Source organism: Candidatus Poribacteria bacterium (genome assembly GCA_026706025.1).
Taxonomy (GTDB): Bacteria; Poribacteria; WGA-4E; order WGA-4E; family WGA-3G; genus WGA-3G.
In genome coordinates, this window is the sequence record JAPOZO010000063.1 from 40,323 (window position 1) to 57,376 (window position 17,054).

Sequence of the window (17,054 nt, forward strand, 5' to 3'; positions counted from 1 at the left end):
CATTTTTTTTGTAATTTAATTTGACAAACAGATGTGTAGGGTGTATAATACTATTACTACGTATTTAGTTTTAGTATTTACAGACCGTAATTCGCAACATGCGCCTTAACATTTTGACTTGTAGATCACATTCACCTTTTATATATAAGGATCAAATCAAATGAGACCCCAGAGATTACACCATTTAGAACTTGAAGTGATGAAAGTGGTATGGAAATTGACGCATGCCACGGTCAACGATGTCCTTGATAACATTGACCGCAAGCTCGCCTATACCACCGTCGCTACCACTATGAAAAGCCTGGAAAAGAAGGGTTTTTTGTCGCATCAAGTTGATGGTAGGACGTTCGTTTACCAGCCTTTAGTCAAAGAGACAGAGATTACGCATTCGATGCTCAACGATTTGTTAGAACGGCTTTTTGACAACTCAGCCGAGAAGCTGGTGAACACACTCCTCGAAGTGCGACAAACGAGCGTAGATGAACACAACCGCTTACAAGCGTTAATTAACAACTATCAACCTGAAGGAGAAGAAACCAATGAGTAAGCAAATCCTCCTTTCCCTGCTCAACTGCTCCTGGCAATGGATGCTCCTGAGCGGCTTGATATGGTTTGTAACAAGTTCCATGTTTCGCAAAAGTCGTCGTTCCAACACCACTGTCCATCTGCTTTGGCTGTTGTCTTTACTCAGTCTACCGATCTTGTTCGGTTTGAACCAGTTTGTGCCAGCCCTCTCCATCGCGGGAGACCCGGTCCCCGAATTAACTCAGGCGAAGCCAATAAACGTATCAGGTTTAGCTGCACTGCCTACAGATTTGCCGGAAATCTCATCCACTGAAAATAACACACAATCCGAAAACCAACTGTTTGCTGGTGGTAAATCCCTCGTCAATTGGACGAAGATGGATTTCCTACTCTGCGTCTGGGCAATCGGTGCACTCGCTATGTTCGTCCGGTTCACGTTTGGTTTGTCCCGAATCTATCAGCTCCGACGCAGTGCTGTAGTGGCTGATGACTCCTATCAAGCAATTTGCCGACGATTGGCGCGACAGCTGGACATAAAGCGTCCGGTCACCGTGTGTTTCTCGGATCGGATAGCATCACCGATTTCATTCGGTTGGTTATCCCCGTCCGTCCTGATGCCGCGAAAACTGGATTTGGAACAGTTTGCGTTAGTCGCCGCTCACGAATTGGCACATGTGCAACGACTCGATTGGTTAACGAACCTCTTTTCGCACTTGGTCGGGGTTATCTTCTTTTTCCACCCAATTTACCATCTCCTTAATCGCGAACTCGTCCATCTCCGAGAACGCATCTGTGACGATTGGGTTATCCAATTGACGGGTGCTCGGAAAAACTACGCGCAATGTTTATTGGATCTGGTGCGCCACAGAGATAGGGCTATTCCACTCGCTTTATCTTTAAATCAGCCATCCCAGTTGGAATCTCGAATTGATACTATTTTGAAAAACAACCGACGGTTAGACGTGCAGCTGAAGCCGCGCTTGCGGTTAATGGTAGCGACTTTGCTCCTAACCTGTCTACCCTTGTTGGCAATGGCACAGTTGGTGCCGTTGAAAACTTTCCAAGTCTCACTCTTCGCACAGACACCTGAGAAATCAGAAAAAGCGGTTGATAAGACTGCAGAAAAGCAAGACATGGGAAAAACGAAAGCTGGAAAAATGGCTGGGAAACAGTACAAAGACGAATCATATATCACAGTGAAGGCCCCTGTACTGCTTGAGCCGTCTGAAGAAAACCGAATATTCTCTGGACCGCAGCCCGGGGAAAAACTTTCACCGTTGACAGTGACGGGTATTGGTGGTAAAATTGACGGAACAACGTTTGATATGACCACGAAAGCAGATGGAAAACCGCTCGTCCTCTTCTTGCAAGATACCAATGCAGTTGGTATAAAAGGGCTTGTTAACGTGTTTGAATTGCTGCTTCAAATTGACGCTTTCCAAAAAAGGCAGAGCCAGGCAACGGGGACCGAAATGCCTAATCAAGGGCTCCAGATAGGTGTTGTGTTCCTTGCAGATAATCTCGATACCTTACCCGAATGGGCGCGTAACATGTTAAAAGAAGAGATCCCAAATGCGGTATTAAAAGGGATATCTCCCGATGGGCGCGAAGGACCAGGGAGTTATGGACTGAACCGCAATGTCGCACAGACCGTTCTTATCGCTGAAGATGGGCAAGTGCTACACAACTTCGCTTTCACACAACCGATGCTCTATACCGATCCACATTTTCTCGGTGCCATCGCACAAGCGATTGAAGTAGCACCTGCCACACTGGAGAAATGGCTGAATGAAGCGTCAGCGAACCGCCACTACGAGAAAAAGGTGAAGGCTGTCATCATTAAAGAGGGCGACGATATCTCTGGTGATGCGCCTGAATGGGTGGAACTCCGCAATCTAACCGATGAAGAACTGAACATGAAAGGGTGGATATTCAACCTTGTCACCACCGAATTGGACACCGAGAGGAAACTCATCCGATTCACTAACCATGTTGAAATCCCTGCTGGTAAGGTGAAGTATGTCATCATTAACGATAGCGACGGTACCTCTGGTGATACGCCTGACTGGATGGAACTCCGCAATCCAACCGATGGTGATACGTCTGAATGGTTGGAACTCCACAATCCAACCGATAAAGAACTGAACTTAAAAGGGTGGGCACTCGAAATTGTCCCCACCGTATTGGATACTAAAGGGAAGCGTATCCGATTCACTAACGATGTTAAAATCCCTCCTGATGGTGTCCTCCTTCTGGTTCGCGACCCAAAATCGCTGAAAAAATCGGGTATTATCTTGGAAGAAGATGAGCAACCCCAGAAGGAAAAAAAGGAACGTGGACGGACAATGGAGAAAGACGGTGCTCGCGATCGTGAACGCATGTCATCTCGGGAAGAGCTCGTCAAACGGTTCGACAAAGATGGCGATGGCAAATTGAATGCGGAAGAAGGCATGGCAGCGCGCCGCGCCTTAGCAAATCGAGCATCTCAAAACCGAAACCGCAGAGCAAACGTTGAAGTGAAAAATCCCGCTGAATTCAAAAAGGTTCAAGGCGCAACACTCTTCTCTGGTCCACAACCCGGTGAAAAGCTGCCGCCGCTAATGGCGACAGGCATACGTGGTCGCGCGAAGGGTAAAACGTTTGATTTCATCGCTAAAACAGATGATGGAAAGCCGCTCGTTCTGTTTTTGCAAGATGGAAATGTTACAGGTTTGCACGGATTGATTGGTATTTCACAGATGATTGAAAAAATCGCCAACAAATCTAAGCAAAAACTGCACATGAGGGCAGTGTTTCTCGGTGACGACCCTAAAACGTTGAAACGAAGTGTGCTGCAGTGGATCAATAGTTCAATCTCGGTGGAGACTGATGATCCTAACATGCCGGCAGGAAGTGTGACTGTTAGCCCAATCTCACTGCGTATGCCAGAGAACGTTTTACTTGGCATTTCTCCTGACGGGCGTGAAGGACCGGGTAACTATGGATTAGACCGTAATGTAGCACAGACGGTCATCATCGCTAAGGATGGAAAGGTACTTCACAATTTTGCTTTCACACAACCGATGCGCTCTAACGATCCGCATGTACTGGGTGCCATCGCGCAAGCAATCGGAGAAGATCCAGCATCAGTAGAAAAATGGTTAAACGAAGCACCTGCTGAAGATGCACGTACGGAACGAGACAGAAGGCAAATGGAGGATAAAAGCAACCACACGGAAGAGCTGCAGAAACAACTCAATACACTTCGTGAAAGGTTGCAGCGCCTAAATGAAACCGTAGCCAAGACGAAGGGTAAAGAGGATAGGCTTGATCAGGTGGAAGAGTTGCTCGAACAACTCAACGCGGATGTAAAAATATTGCGGCGCATGCAAAAGAGCATCTCCCCAGCAAAGACGAAGGGTAAAGAGGATAGGCTTGATCAGGTGGAAGAGTTGGTCAAACAGCTCAACGCGAATCTGGAAGCATTGCTGCGCATAAATAAACGTGCCTCTGCAGCAAAGCGGAAGAACGAAAACCGATATAGTAGAAGTAACGTTGAAGTGAAAAATCCGGCTGAGTTCAAGAAAACGCAAGGGACAGCAATTTTCTCTGGTCCACAACCCGGCGAAAAACTTCCGCCTCTGAAGGCTAAGGGCATCAACGGTGAAACTCAAGGCAAAACGTATGATGTCATCGCCAAAGCAGATGGACAACTCCTCGTTCTCTTCCTACAAGATGAAAGCGGTCTCGGGTTGCGCGGGTTGCTTGGCATTTCTCGTTTACTTGCTCGAATCGCCGAGAAGTCTGAACAGACAATGCATATAAGCGCTGTGTTTTTAGGGGATACACCGGATACCGTGGAAAGCCAAGTTAGTAGGTTAGTCCCACATATTCCAAGTGAGGTCTTACTCGGTATTTCTCAGGACGGGCGGGAAGGTCCAGGCAGCTACGGGTTAAATCGTAATGTAGCGCAGACGGTTATCATCGCCAAAGATGGAAAAGTGCTACACAACTTTGCTTTCACACAACCTATGCTCCGCCCCGATCCCTATGTGCTTGGTGCCGTAGGAGAGGCAATAGGGATAAAACCTGCGACGCTGGAAAAATGGTTGAACCCACAAAATCCTGTAATCGAAATCAAGAATCCTGCCGAGGGTGGAAAAACTGGCGAAATGCGCCTCAACGGAAACATTGTACAGTTTGATGAATTGCCTGGCCGCCTTCTCAACTTATCTGAAGAACAAAAATCTACGCTTATTATCCAATCTGAACGAGATGTACCTCATGAACAGATCGTCAAAGTAATGGATATAGCAAAAGAGGCAGGTATTGATAAAATTGAGTTCGCGATGCGTCCGTCTGAAAATAAGCGCATGGAAAGCGGTAGGGAACAGATGCGCCGCGGTAAAGAGGAGTAAACCTCTGAAGGAGAAGTGCAATGAACGCCGTAAAACGATGTGATGGGATTAGCCGCCGTGATTTTCTCCGCGTCGGTGGATTAACAGCCCTTGGACTCGGATTAGGCGACTTTTTTCACCTGCAACGCGCTTTTGCTGTAGAGGCGAGGTCACCGCGAAGAAACACCCAAGCAAAACCCCCTACACAGCAAAAGCAAAATCCTGCATCCTAATATGGCTTGATGGGGGTCCCAGCCATCTGGAAACCTTTGACCCGAAACCGGATGCACCACAGGAGGTTCGTGGACCGTTAAAAACCATTCCCACAAATCTGACAGGCGTACGCATCAGTGAATGCTTGGAGCGGACAGCAGACATTATGGATAAGATTGCTGTTATACGATCAATGACTTCACCGCTTGGTGAACACAATCTCGGTACGCAGTACCTTATGACAGGCTATAAACCTACACCAGCATTGGCGTATCCAACCTTTGGTGCAACGGTCGCCTATGTCAAATCTCAGAACAATAAGAACACTTCAGGGGATACACTAACCGCTTTACCGCCAAACATCGCAGTTCCGAACTTCACAGGTCAAGTGTCTGGGAGCGGCTATTTACCGAATGCTACGCGCCCATTTTCTGTTGGCGGTGATCCGAAAAGACCTGACTTTAAAGTTCGCGACCTTGATTTCTATGAAGGGATCGATTTACAACGCGTTTCCCGGCGGAGGCAGTTCGTCAACGCACTCAACGAATTCAGTCGTGCCAAAGACGCTGACACAACGGCAGTATCGGATCCCGAGTTAGAACGTGCCTACAATCTGATTACATCGCCCGAAGCCAAAGCGGCATTCACGCTTTCCGAGGAGCCGCGAGAAACGCGCCAGCGATATGGCACAGATGGTGTAAACGGCATCGGGCAGAGTTGTTTATTGGCACGAAGGCTCGTTGAGAGGGGTGTACCATTCGTGACGGTCAACCATACCGGGTGGGATACGCATCAAGATATCTTCACACTCAAAGAACGTTACCCTACGGATCGGAATGCACATCTACCCTCTCTCGATCGCGCATTAAGCGCGCTGATTCAAGACCTTACCGATCGGCGCATGTTGGATGAAACCCTCGTGGTAGTGATGGGTGAGTTCGGACGTACCCCGAAGATTAACTCGCAAGGTGGACGTGACCACTGGCCCAACGTGTTCAGTGTGATGTTGGCTGGCGGTGGCGTGCAAGGTGGACAAATCGTCGGCAGCAGCGATGCACTCGGCGAATTTCCGAAGGAACGTCCCGTAACGCCGTCGGATCTGGCAGCCACAATTTACACACTACTCGGTATCAATCCAAGTCTTGAACTGCATACAAGTGACGGCCGCCCAGTCCGCGTCGCGCCTGACGGTGCTAATATTGTCTCGGAATTAATCGCTTAATCCAACTGTCGTAGAGGAAGTTATCTGTGAGAAAAATAATTTGCAGCTTGTTGATCGGGATTGTTTTCGCTTGCGCGCTTTACGCACAAGGTGAAACAAAAGAGAATTATTGGAGTCAGTTCCGCGGTCCAAACGGAGATGGTAAAGCAATTGCGACTGACCTCCCTATCGAATTTAGCGAAACGGAAAACGTCCGTTGGAAAACACCGATTCACGATAAAGGGTATTCATCGCCAGTGGTTTGGGGAAATCAGATTTGGTTAACAACGGCGCGTGAAGACGGAAGAGAACTCTTTGCGATCTGTGTAGACTTAGAGAGTGGAAACATCCTACACGATATAAAAGTGTTTGATGTCGCGAAACCACAACTCGAACACGGGGACCTCAACAGTCATGCTTCGCCTACGCCTGTTATAGAGGAGGGACGCATCTACGTTCATTACGGCACTTACGGCACCGCCTGTCTCGATACGAAAACCGGCGAGAAACTTTGGGAACGTCGAGACCTTAATTGCGATCACCGGGTACGTCCCGCCTCTTCCCCGATTATTGATGAGGATACACTATTTCTTACCTTCGATGGCGTTGATGTACAGTTTATTGCCGCACTCGATAAAAACACTGGGGACACCTTGTGGCTGCAGCATCGAAAAGTTGACTCAAATTTTGAGGATGTCCTCAGAGCCAAGGGTGTTAAGGATATAGAAGCAACGAAAAAGGAAAAACCAAACGACAATCGGAAATCCTACGCGACCCCGACAATCATTATGTATCAAGAAAAAAAACAGTTGGTGAGTCCTGCGGCAGAAGTCACAATATCATACAACCCGAAAACAGGCGATGAACTCTGGCGTGTTCGACATAAAGGGTGGGGCTGGAACGTTGCATGCCGTCCGATTTTTGCACACAATCTCGTCTATTTTACAACTGGCGTGGAAAAATTGTTGTTGGCTGTTGATCCGTCTGGCATGGGTGATGTTACGGATACACATATCGTTTGGAGCAATCGCAAGGGTGTCCCTGAAATACCGTCGCCGCTCATCATAGATGATTTGATGTTCACGGTTAACGAAGGCGGTGTGGTTTCTTGTGTAGAGGCAAAGAATGGAAATCTTGTATGGAGAGGTCGTGTCGGCGGAAATCACTGGGCATCACCGCTATATGCGGGTGGAAACATCTATTTTTTTACCATGGAGGGACGCGTATCGGTTATTTCTGCGGGCCGAGTGTTTAAATTACTTGCACGGAACGAGTTTGATGGAGAATTCATTGCATCTGGTGCGGTTGCTGGTAATGCCCTAATCCTGCGTTCGCTTTCGTATCTCTATTGTATTGAGGGGAGAAAAATAAAAAAGCAAGAGTAGAAGAAGGCACACAGGACGACTCTTTTTGTTGCACAATCTGTTAGATTGTGGCACTTGGAACGCATGCCTTAACCAGCTTCCATCGGGAGATTGCCCGCAAACTTCATGAAGTTTGAAAAAATAATTCGGTAATATTGTTATTTATGTTATGCTACCGCCAAAGGAGGTATTCTCTGATGGCAAAACCCCATAAACTTGAGTTAACTCAAGGCGAAATACAAGCTCTCGTTGAACTCCGAGATAACGGAGAACCGGCTTATCTCCGTGAGCGCGCAAGTGCTATCTTGAAAATACATGCGGGGTTTTCCCCACATGAAGTCGCACGCAACCGACTCTTGAAAAGACGCGATCCCGACACCGTCTATACTTGGCTTCGCCGGTATCGCGAGCACGGCATCCCTGGGTTGTTTCATAAACCCGGCAGAGGCCGAAAACCTGCGTTTTTTCCCAAGTCGCCTGAAGCCGCTAAGACAGAGATCTTAGCGGCTATAGGTCAGGGACCCGAACACCTCAACCCACATCAGACGCGCTGGACGCTCCAGACGCTTCGAGAAGTTCTACCATGGTTGGAAAACGTCTGCGTCTCGGGCGCACATCGCATGCTCTCACGACTCGGTATCAGCTATAAGCGTGCCAGAGACTATGTGCGAAGCCCAGACGCAGCGTATGCTGAAAAACTCGCCTACGTTCAAGAGGTGCTAGCAAAGACCCAGGCAACCCCTGAAACTTATGTCGCTGTTTACCAAGATGAGTTTAGTTTCACCCTACAACCCACGCTGGCAAAGGACTGGGCAGAGACCGGCACAAAGAACCCTTTGGCACGTCAGAGCCATCGTTCCCAAGAGACTTGCTATGGGATCGGAGCCCTGAACCCCCACACCGGAGATGTCGTTTATCAGCAAGTGAAAAGCTGCACCGTATCCGCCTTGCATGCGTTTTACACGCAGATTTCCAAACGCTACCCAAAGGCTGAGCGGATTTACCTTATTCAGGACAATCGCGCCATACATTTTCATGCCAATCTCATGGCAGCACTGTTGCCACAGACCAAAGAGTTTCACAAACCTACACCCCAGAAATGGACAGGTAAACATTCAAAGAAAATCGGTAAACTTGCCAACTTGCCCATAGAGATAGTGCAGCTCCGAACGTATGCGTCTTGGACGAATCCGATTGAAAAGTTGTGGCGATGGGTGCGCCAATCCGTCATACATCTTCACCGACTCAGTAATCAATGGACCGCACTCCAAGAGAAGGTGATTGCCTTCATGGAACAGTTCAAAGGCGGTTCACAGGAGTTGCTACACTATGTCGGATTATTACCGAATTAATATTTCAATCTTCATACAGTTTGCGGTACAAAAATATTACAAATGAAAACAAACCAATTCACCCTTATAGCATTGACAGTATCAACCGTGCTATTCTTGTGCGGTCACGTTCAGCAAAATATATCCTTTGCAAACAACGTAGGCGCATCAAAACCGTCTGACCGTGTTGACTTTGAAAATGATTTGATACCGATTTTTACCAAGTTTGGATGTAATGCGGGGGCATGTCATGGTGCAGCTGCTGGTCGGGGTGAATTCAATTTGTCGCTCTTCGGTGGTAATCCACAAGCGGACTACGAGGCGATTGTTCGGCAGCTCGCAGGACGGCGCATCAATCTGATGTCCCCAGAAGAGAGCCTCGTCATTCTAAAACCGACAGCGCAAACCAGTCATGGCGGTGGGCAGGTTTTGGATGAAAATGGAGAAGGCGCGCGATTACTCCGCAACTGGATCCGACAAGGCGCGACTTACGAAACGCTCCGTCATTTGAAGCGTGTTGAAATATCCCCGCAAAAACATGTTATCTCTAATCTTAAGAGTCCGGTTCAACTGCACGCAACTGCCCATTTTTTAGATGGGACAAGGGAAGACGTGACACGATGGACTGTCTTTACACCAGAGGACACTTCAGCGATTGAAATTAACACATCCACTGCTGTCGCCAAAGTGCTTCGCCGTGGTCGGCATATTATCCTTGCTCGTTATCTCACGGAAATCGTTCCCATCGAATTTATCGCCCCCTTGAACGAAGTTCTGCCACACAGCCCAATCCAGAAAAACGAGCCTGAAACGAAGTGGAAGGCGACCCAAGAGAGAAGCACGTTGATACCTAAACCCACTTCACTTAACCGCAAGGAAAATTTAAAAATTGATGATGAAATCCTCAAGTTACTCTCAACGCTCCGATTGCCAGTATCCCCAACTGTTGATGCTGCTACCTTCTTGCGTAGGGTGACACTTGACCTCACCGGACACCTCCCTACACCAGAGGCGGTAACCGCATTCCTTGGAGATCCAGATACAAATAAACGGGAAACGTTAGTGAATGCCTTGCTTAACTCCGATGAATTTAACGAGTACTGGACATTGCAGCTGGCGAAGCTGCTACGGATTGGCGCGCAGGAAAGAAATACACAAGGCGCGTTTGTCTATCACCAATGGCTTTCGGAACAGATTCGCGATGGTATTGGATATAATCAGATAGCACGGTCAGTTATTTTAGCAACAGGCGATTCCGATGAGGTAGGTCCAGCAAATTTTTACCGCACAGTAAATGGACCGCGAGAACAAGCCGAATTCATGAGTGAACTCTTCATGGGAGCTCGGCTCCGATGCGCTAATTGCCATAATCATCCACTGGATAAATGGACACAAGACGATTACCACGGATTAGTGGCGATCTTTGCCAAAATAGATAGCAATCAGATCGTTAAGGTAAAATCGTCTGGTGAGGTCATCCATCCAGCGACACGGGAAAAAGCGATACCGCGGATTCCCGGCAATCGGTTTCTGTCTGCTGATGTTCCTGATGGTCGAGTTGAACTGGTGGATTGGTTAACAGGTCAGGATAACCCATATTTCGCTAAAGCCATCGTTAACAGATTGTGGAAGACGATGATGGGACGCGGCTTAGTCGAACCTGTTGATGATTTTCGGTCTACCAATCCAGCCACGCATCCCGAATTACTTACAGCACTCGCTGACGATTTTGTGGCGCACGGTTACGACCTGCGGCGGACGCTCAAGCAAATTTCGCTCAGTGAGGCTTATGCTCGCAGTTCTAATGCACTTCCACGAAACAAGACGGACGATCGCTTCTATTCGCACGCGCTGCAAAAGCCGCTTGAACCGGAGGTGTTAGCGGACGCAATCTCAGATGTTCTCGGTATACCTGACACCTACGGCAATGAACCGGAAGGCACACGTGCTGTTTCTCTATTCAATCCAAACACTGAATCCGAGGCACTTGATATCTTAGGGCGATGTGGACGTGAAACCTCATGCGAAAGTTCTGCCGGAGCGATAGATGGACTTCAACGTAAACTCCACCTATTCAATGGCGATCTTCTCAATGCACGCATCGGTGTACCTGATAGTCGGCTTGATAGATTGGTCTCCACCGGAAAATTACCGATGGAGATTGTCAACGAGTTCTACCTCGCTGCACTAAACCGACATCCAACGGATACGGAACAACAGTTTTGGGCGCAACACATTGATGTCAGCGCATCTGCCAACTCCCAACGCGCGATCCTTGAAGATATAGTGTGGAGTCTGCTAACTTGTAATGAATTTGTGACCAATCATTAACAGGACTTACGCAGCAAACCCCTGTTCGCCGAGGTCCCCGTGCCTCGGCGAACTCTCTTTTCAGAGGTTCGCTCATAGGATCCGAAGCGTCCGCTTGCTCCACAAATGGCGTTTGCGTAAGTCTTAATTAATATAACGGCTCTATTCAAATGGAAATGGGTCGTATCTGTTGTTTTATAGGAAAGTTTCGTGCTAAGCCCTTTTCTTTCAATTTTACTTGTACTCATCTGCGTAGTCCCTATTGTCCACGCACAGGAGGAAATTATGCATCACCAAGGGACAGCCAAAGCATTGATTGTAGACATGGTGCGTGAGGCAGGCAGCAGTTCAGGTGTCAATGTTAATCCGCTGTCGGATCGCCAGAAAAAATCCCAATTTGCTGGAACGGAGGAAATAATCAGGGAGTGGATTGACGAGAACGGTGAATCAATTATTGAGACTCGCAGTGGTCCCTTTACGCCTACTGATCAGTATGTAACCACCTATAAGAATAACAAAATCTATGTTCATGTGCTTTCTTGGAATGGAAAGAACAATATCACTCTTCCAGCGATCACCGATCGGATAGTGAAGAACGCTTGGATTCTGGGAAATCCCGCGGTAGACGGCACTTCGTGGGGAATCGTGCGACAGCATCCGTGGGGACTTTTGATTGTAGTCCCAGAGGAGTATCAAAACGGTGTTAATGACATCGTCGTTCTTGATGTTGAAGGGGATCCTGCTACACTTAAGAAGCCAAGATTGATTGAGGCAGATCCTTCGTCGGTTATCTATCTGTTTGGAGACAGTGCTGAAGTAGGTGGGGGGCTTGCGCACCTACAGGCACAGGACTGGATTGAAGGTTGGAACCAACCATCCGCTTCACTTTCATGGAAGGTGAAACTTTCCACATCTTCCAGTTATAAACTCGCTATGACCTATACTGCTGATGCGCATGCGGTGGGTTCGGCGTTTGAGATTGTCGCTGGAGGAAATAAAAGTGTTGAAACAATTCGCCAAACGACTGGATGGGCAGGAGATTCGCAGAATTTTGAAAGGATACCACTTCCGGGGACATTGCACCTCCCTGCAGGCGAAAGCATAATTACGCTACGTCTCATCGGAGAGGCTAAATCTAAAGATCGCGTGAGAGTCCATTCGCTTGAATTGATTTCGCCGCTCGCTGACCAAGCAAGGATTGTTTCAAACGAGAAAGCACAGCAGATGCGTGCTAAGGCAAATTGGTTCGTTGAGGCGAAGTACGGCGTGATGTTCCATTGGTCGACAACGACACAACCGTTGCGGGGTCCTCAAAAACCTTATGAGGAAGCGGTGAACGCTTTTGATCTTGATGTTTTCGCCGATATGGTGCGTGAAACCGGAGCTGGCTACGTCATTTTCACTGCTGTCCACGGAATTATGCATTTTCCAGCACCCTTAAAATCGGTCGAAGCGGTTATGCCGGGACGCACCTGCCAACGCGATCTAATTGGAGAAATGGCTGGCAAGCTGCAAGAACATGGTATTCCCCTGATTCTTTACTTTCATCACGGTGTAGGAGATTCGGAGTGGGTGAAAGCCGCTGGGTTTTTAAGTCAAGACAAGTCAGGGTTCTTCAAAATTGAGCGTGACATTCTTACCGAGATCGGCATTCGCTATGGTAAAAAAATTGCGGGATACTGGTTCGATGATCGGTATCCGCTTCAACCGTTTGAAAAGTTGTATAAGGCGACCAAAGTTGGGAATCCCGAACGCATCGTCGCTTGGAACAGTTGGATTCTCCCCAAAACGACTGAATTTCAAGAATATTATGCTGGGGAGTTTGGCGGGGCACTCGTGAATCCACCCGCAAGTTTCTTTGCAGAGGGTGGCAGCGCAGGCAGTTTACAACCGCACGGTTTGATTTTTCTCGACGATCCTTGGCAGCACGGATATCCAAATACCGATATTGCTCCACCCTTATTTACCACGCAGCAGATTATCGATTACGTGGAGGCGTGTATTGCCCAAGAACTGGTGATTACGATGAATATCGGGATTACTCAGGATGGAAAGGTCTCGCCTGAAACGCTCGAACAGATGAAAGTCTTACAAAGAACGATCCGAGAGGATTCAAACGCATCGGGAGTTAATTGATGAAGTGTGAACAACACCTAAATTTAGCAGTCTCTATCTTTAGTTTAATATTTATCCTTGTGTTTGCTGCACTTCCTATCTCAGCGGAACCTCAAACCAAGATTAACTTTGAAACTCAGATTTTACCTATCCTCCAAAATCGTTGCTTCAGTTGCCATAGTGCACCAAAAGTAGATGCCAATGGGAACGCTACAAAATCGAAGGGTGGTGTTCAACTGGACAGTGTAAAAGGCATTGAGACGAGCCTGCACGGAGAGGTTATTATCGCTGGCGAACCTACGGATTCTCTGCTCTACCAGCGTATCACGTTACCCGAGGGTGATACCGGTATTATGCCACCCGTTGAGGAAGGTGATCCGTTGACGGAGCAGGAAATCGATCTCATCCGAAAGTGGATTGAGCAGGGAACAGACTATGGAGCATGGACAGAAAATCAATCGGAGTCCAAACCATCGACGACTGACACTCATCCGCACCAACCTACTGTGATGCCACCAATTACTGCGCTTGCGTTTTCTCGAGATGGGAAATCGGTTGTAGCATGTTCACAGGTGGGTTTGCATGTTTACGATTGGCCAACGCTCAATCTACAGAGAACTATTGCGGTCCAAGCCCGTAATATTCACGATCTTGCGTTTTCACCTGACGGGACTCAGTTGGCTGTTGGGGGTGGGAATCCTGCAACCACAGGCACTATAGAGATTTTTTCATGGTCCCAAGGCGAATCGCTCCGTATCCTTAGCAAGCATCGCGATTCCGTTACGGCTGTCGCTTGGCGGGATGCGTCGTCACTCGCCTCGGCAAGCTTGGACCGACGCATCATCGTTTGGGACTTGCCTACTGGCACTGCCATCCAGCAGTTGGAAGGTCATTCAAAAGGGGTGTCATCCCTCTGTTTCCTGAGTGATAAGGATATACTCGTGAGCACGGGGATAGATCAGAGTGTCCGCGTTTGGGATTTGACCTCTGGTGAATTGATTCGCAGTATGAACAATCATACGCTGCCGGTTCATGACCTTGCCCTGCATCCAAGTGATGCTGGACTCCCTGTAATTGTTTCAGCAGGCGATGACCGCACTGTTCGGCTTTGGCAGCCAACTATCGGACGCATGGTTAAGTTCGCACGACTCAAGGAAGCACCACTGAATATAGCATGGCTAAACAATGGCTCAAAGATTGTCGCCGCTTGTGCCGATGGCGTTGTCCGTCTCGTTGATCCAGATTCAGTAGAAGTTACGGGTGAGATTCCCGCGCTAAACGGTTGGGCTTACTCTCTGGCTGTTCACCCAACGGATGGTAGTGTTGTTGTTGGCGGTCAGAACGCGCAGGTAAAGAAGTTACCAGCGACCAGTTACCAGTAACCAGAAAAGAGTGCCGCGCAGTGAGAGTTAACTGGAAACTGGAAACTCTTAATTATTTATGTCATTTCAACGACGGTGCCCAATCCTTTTGTTTCCGCTTCTGCAAGCACTGCTGATGCAGAGACCGCATCTTGCACCGCTACGCCTACGGATTTGAAAAACGTGATTTCGTCATCTGACTGCCGTCCCTGTTTGTCGCCGTTGAGGATTTCGCCGATTTCGGCATCAATTTGAGCGTTGGGAATAATCAGGTCTCCCGCCTCCTCCGAGCAGGCTTCACGCGAGTCAACAACAATTCGATCTGATCGCCTTATTGTCGTGGTATCGACTTCCCGTTTTTCTGGCACAAACGTGCCGACGGCTGTGATGTGTGTGCCCGGTTGTAGGTCGTTCCCGTCGAAAAGAGGCGTTGCCGATGTCGTTGCACATAGGACAATATCGGCATCCGCAACGACTTCTTGTGGTGTGGATACAATATTGATTTTGGGTGGGTCTGTCCACCCCGAAATTTCGGTAGCGAGTTGTTGTGCCGAGGCTTGTGTCCGACTGATGAGATTCACGCACGCGATGTCTCTGACCGCCATTACCGCCTGTAACTGTGCTCTTGCTTGGACACCCGCTCCGAAGAGTCCGACCTTCTTTGCGTCTTGTCTGGCAAGCAGATCTGCTGCCACGCCACCACCGGCACCTGTTCGAATGGCAGTAAGACTGGTACCGTCCATGAATGCTTTCGGCAATCCCGTCGTTGGGTCAAGGACTAAAACTGTCGCGGTGATACGAGGTAAGTCAAGATTTGGGTTATCGTCATAAACAGAGACAACTTTGATACCGAACTCACTGCGCTCTGGGAGATAGGCAGGCATTATGAGCGTAACGCCTTTGTCGGTAGAGATGTGTTGTCGTGGCGGCGCGACCGCCTTGCTTGCTGAAAGTTGACCGTAAGCGTGCCGCATTGCATCAATCGCTTTCGGCATCGGTAGGGCTGCTCGGACATCGGACGCGGAGAGAATTCTGATAGGCATGCAATTACTCCACCTGAACTAACGCTTCGCCTAATACATTCATGTTTGGTGTAATACCCAAACCCGGTTGCGTTGCGGCTGCCATTCTGCCGTTGACGCGTTGCGGAGCACCTTCCGCTGTACTGACGGTGACGTAACTGTTGAAATCGGTGGCGGTGAAAAGGAATTCTGTCGGTGTGCTGTGGGCGAGGTGGGCAATCGCGGCGGTTGTAATGTCCCCGCCCCAACTATCTTCAATTGTCATCGCCACGCCGAGTTCAACGCAAAGATCTCTGGCGAGTTTCGCTTTTGTCAATCCACCGAATTTGCTGATCTTAATATTGACGACATCCATCGCACGGTCGGCGTGACCGCGTAACAGCACATGAATGCTGTCAACCGTCTCGTCAAGAACAAAGGGATGATCTGTCCGCTGACGGATGGCGAGGCACTCTTCGTAGGAAAGGCAGGGTTGCTCAATATAGACATCCACATCCCTGACCCCTCGGACGACGCGAATTGCCTGATGCATCAACCAACCGGTATTCGCATCCGCAATCAGCACATCTCCGGGTTCCATTAGTTCGGCAACGGCGCGGATACGTTCAATATCGGTATTTGGGTCGCTACCGACCTTCAACTGGAATTTGCGGTATCCTTCCGCACGATAGGTTGCCACCTTCGCTGCCATATCTTCAGGAGATTGTTGGGAGATCGCACGATAGAGCATGAAATCTTCCCCATACCTTCCACCAAGAAGTGTGCAAACGGATTGGTTTGAAATTTTGCCGAGGATGTCCCAGCACGCGATGTCGATTGCAGATTTCACGTACGGGTGTCCCTTGAGCGCGATATCCATACGCTGATTCAGTGGGAGCAGTTGCGTCGGGTCTTCGCCGATGAGGTGCGGTGCAAGTTCAGCGATGCCGGTCCGGGTTCCCGTCGCATAAGCAGGGAGGTAGAACGGTCCCAACGGACAAACCTCGCCGTACCCCGTGATACCTTCATCCGTTTCAATTGAGACGATGGTGCTATCAAAGATGGATACAGATTTCCCACCGGACCAGTTATAACTGCCTTCATGGAGTGGAAGGTTAACTTGATAGGCTTTAATACACTGAATTTTCATATTTTTAATTTACCTTGCGGTTCAGTGAGGAGGATTGGTATTTTCATACGCTTCTCCGTATATCCATCTCGGCGCGCTGCTTGGGACTACTTCTTACAGTAAAGCCC

At 48.6% G+C, this 17,054-nt stretch carries 11 protein-coding genes; 9 read left to right on the plus strand and 2 right to left on the minus strand.

The genetic code is table 11. The annotated features are described in order from the left end of the window. Positions 1-160: 160 nt before the first annotated feature. From OXH00_15170 to OXH00_15210, 9 genes are all read left to right on the plus strand, one after another. Entirely contained in the window at positions 161-547 is a 387-nt protein-coding gene (locus tag OXH00_15170; GenBank protein MCY3742354.1) for a BlaI/MecI/CopY family transcriptional regulator, read from the plus strand. Next, positions 540-4,922 (plus strand): biopolymer transporter ExbD, encoded by a 4,383-nt coding sequence (locus OXH00_15175; GenBank protein MCY3742355.1) that lies wholly within the window; start codon positions 540-542, stop codon positions 4,920-4,922. The genes OXH00_15170 and OXH00_15175 overlap by 8 nt, the downstream gene beginning before the upstream one ends. 20 nt (positions 4,923-4,942) lie before the next feature. Beyond that, positions 4,943-5,134, plus strand: a complete 192-nt coding sequence (locus OXH00_15180; protein ID MCY3742356.1) for a twin-arginine translocation signal domain-containing protein — start codon at positions 4,943-4,945, stop codon at positions 5,132-5,134. Between the two features lie 26 nt (positions 5,135-5,160). Further along, positions 5,161-6,336: a DUF1501 domain-containing protein gene (locus OXH00_15185; GenBank protein MCY3742357.1), complete on the plus strand. Its 1,176-nt coding sequence runs from the start codon at positions 5,161-5,163 to the stop codon at positions 6,334-6,336. 26 nt (positions 6,337-6,362) lie between these two features. Further along, a complete protein-coding gene (locus OXH00_15190; GenBank protein ID MCY3742358.1) occupies positions 6,363-7,700 on the plus strand; it encodes a PQQ-binding-like beta-propeller repeat protein in 1,338 nt (445 codons plus the stop codon). Between the two features lie 176 nt (positions 7,701-7,876). Continuing rightward, on the plus strand, positions 7,877-9,031 hold the full coding sequence (locus OXH00_15195) for an IS630 family transposase (GenBank protein ID MCY3742359.1): 1,155 nt from the start codon (positions 7,877-7,879) through the stop codon (positions 9,029-9,031). Between the two features lie 42 nt (positions 9,032-9,073). After that, positions 9,074-11,341, plus strand: a complete 2,268-nt coding sequence (locus OXH00_15200) for a DUF1553 domain-containing protein (protein MCY3742360.1) — start codon at positions 9,074-9,076, stop codon at positions 11,339-11,341. A gap of 264 nt (positions 11,342-11,605) precedes the next feature. Continuing rightward, entirely contained in the window at positions 11,606-13,456 is a 1,851-nt protein-coding gene (locus OXH00_15205; protein ID MCY3742361.1) for an alpha-L-fucosidase, read from the plus strand. Further along, positions 13,456-14,817 carry a hypothetical protein gene (locus OXH00_15210; GenBank protein ID MCY3742362.1) on the plus strand — a complete coding sequence of 454 codons (1,362 nt, stop codon included), beginning with the start codon at positions 13,456-13,458 and terminating at the stop codon, positions 14,815-14,817. Before OXH00_15205 ends, OXH00_15210 begins: the two co-directional genes overlap by 1 nt. Before the next feature lie 56 nt (positions 14,818-14,873). Here OXH00_15210 and OXH00_15215 read toward each other — a convergent pair whose 3' ends face one another. Together OXH00_15215 and OXH00_15220 are read right to left on the minus strand one after the other, a co-directional pair. Continuing rightward, positions 14,874-15,839: an ornithine cyclodeaminase family protein gene (locus tag OXH00_15215; protein ID MCY3742363.1), complete on the minus strand. Its 966-nt coding sequence runs from the start codon at positions 15,837-15,839 to the stop codon at positions 14,874-14,876. A gap of 4 nt (positions 15,840-15,843) precedes the next feature. Continuing rightward, the gene (locus tag OXH00_15220) at positions 15,844-16,947 is read right to left on the minus strand and encodes a mandelate racemase/muconate lactonizing enzyme family protein (GenBank protein MCY3742364.1); all 1,104 of its coding nucleotides are present in this window, start codon (positions 16,945-16,947) and stop codon (positions 15,844-15,846) included. Positions 16,948-17,054 lie beyond the last annotated feature (107 nt).

Excerpts from the sequence above, each read along its gene's own strand:
- OXH00_15170 (MCY3742354.1), top strand. The coding sequence starts at position 161 with ATGAGACCCCAGAGATTACACCATTTAGAACTTGAAGTGATGAAAGTG.
- OXH00_15175 (MCY3742355.1), top strand. The coding sequence starts at position 540 with ATGAGTAAGCAAATCCTCCTTTCCCTGCTCAACTGCTCCTGGCAATGG.
- OXH00_15180 (MCY3742356.1), top strand. The coding sequence starts at position 4,943 with ATGAACGCCGTAAAACGATGTGATGGGATTAGCCGCCGTGATTTTCTC.
- OXH00_15195 (MCY3742359.1), top strand. The coding sequence starts at position 7,877 with ATGGCAAAACCCCATAAACTTGAGTTAACTCAAGGCGAAATACAAGCT.
- OXH00_15200 (MCY3742360.1), top strand. The coding sequence starts at position 9,074 with ATGAAAACAAACCAATTCACCCTTATAGCATTGACAGTATCAACCGTG.
- OXH00_15205 (MCY3742361.1), top strand. The coding sequence starts at position 11,606 with ATGCATCACCAAGGGACAGCCAAAGCATTGATTGTAGACATGGTGCGT.
- OXH00_15210 (MCY3742362.1), top strand. The coding sequence starts at position 13,456 with ATGAAGTGTGAACAACACCTAAATTTAGCAGTCTCTATCTTTAGTTTA.
- OXH00_15215 (MCY3742363.1), bottom strand. The coding sequence starts at position 15,839 with ATGCCTATCAGAATTCTCTCCGCGTCCGATGTCCGAGCAGCCCTACCG.
- OXH00_15220 (MCY3742364.1), bottom strand. The coding sequence starts at position 16,947 with ATGAAAATTCAGTGTATTAAAGCCTATCAAGTTAACCTTCCACTCCAT.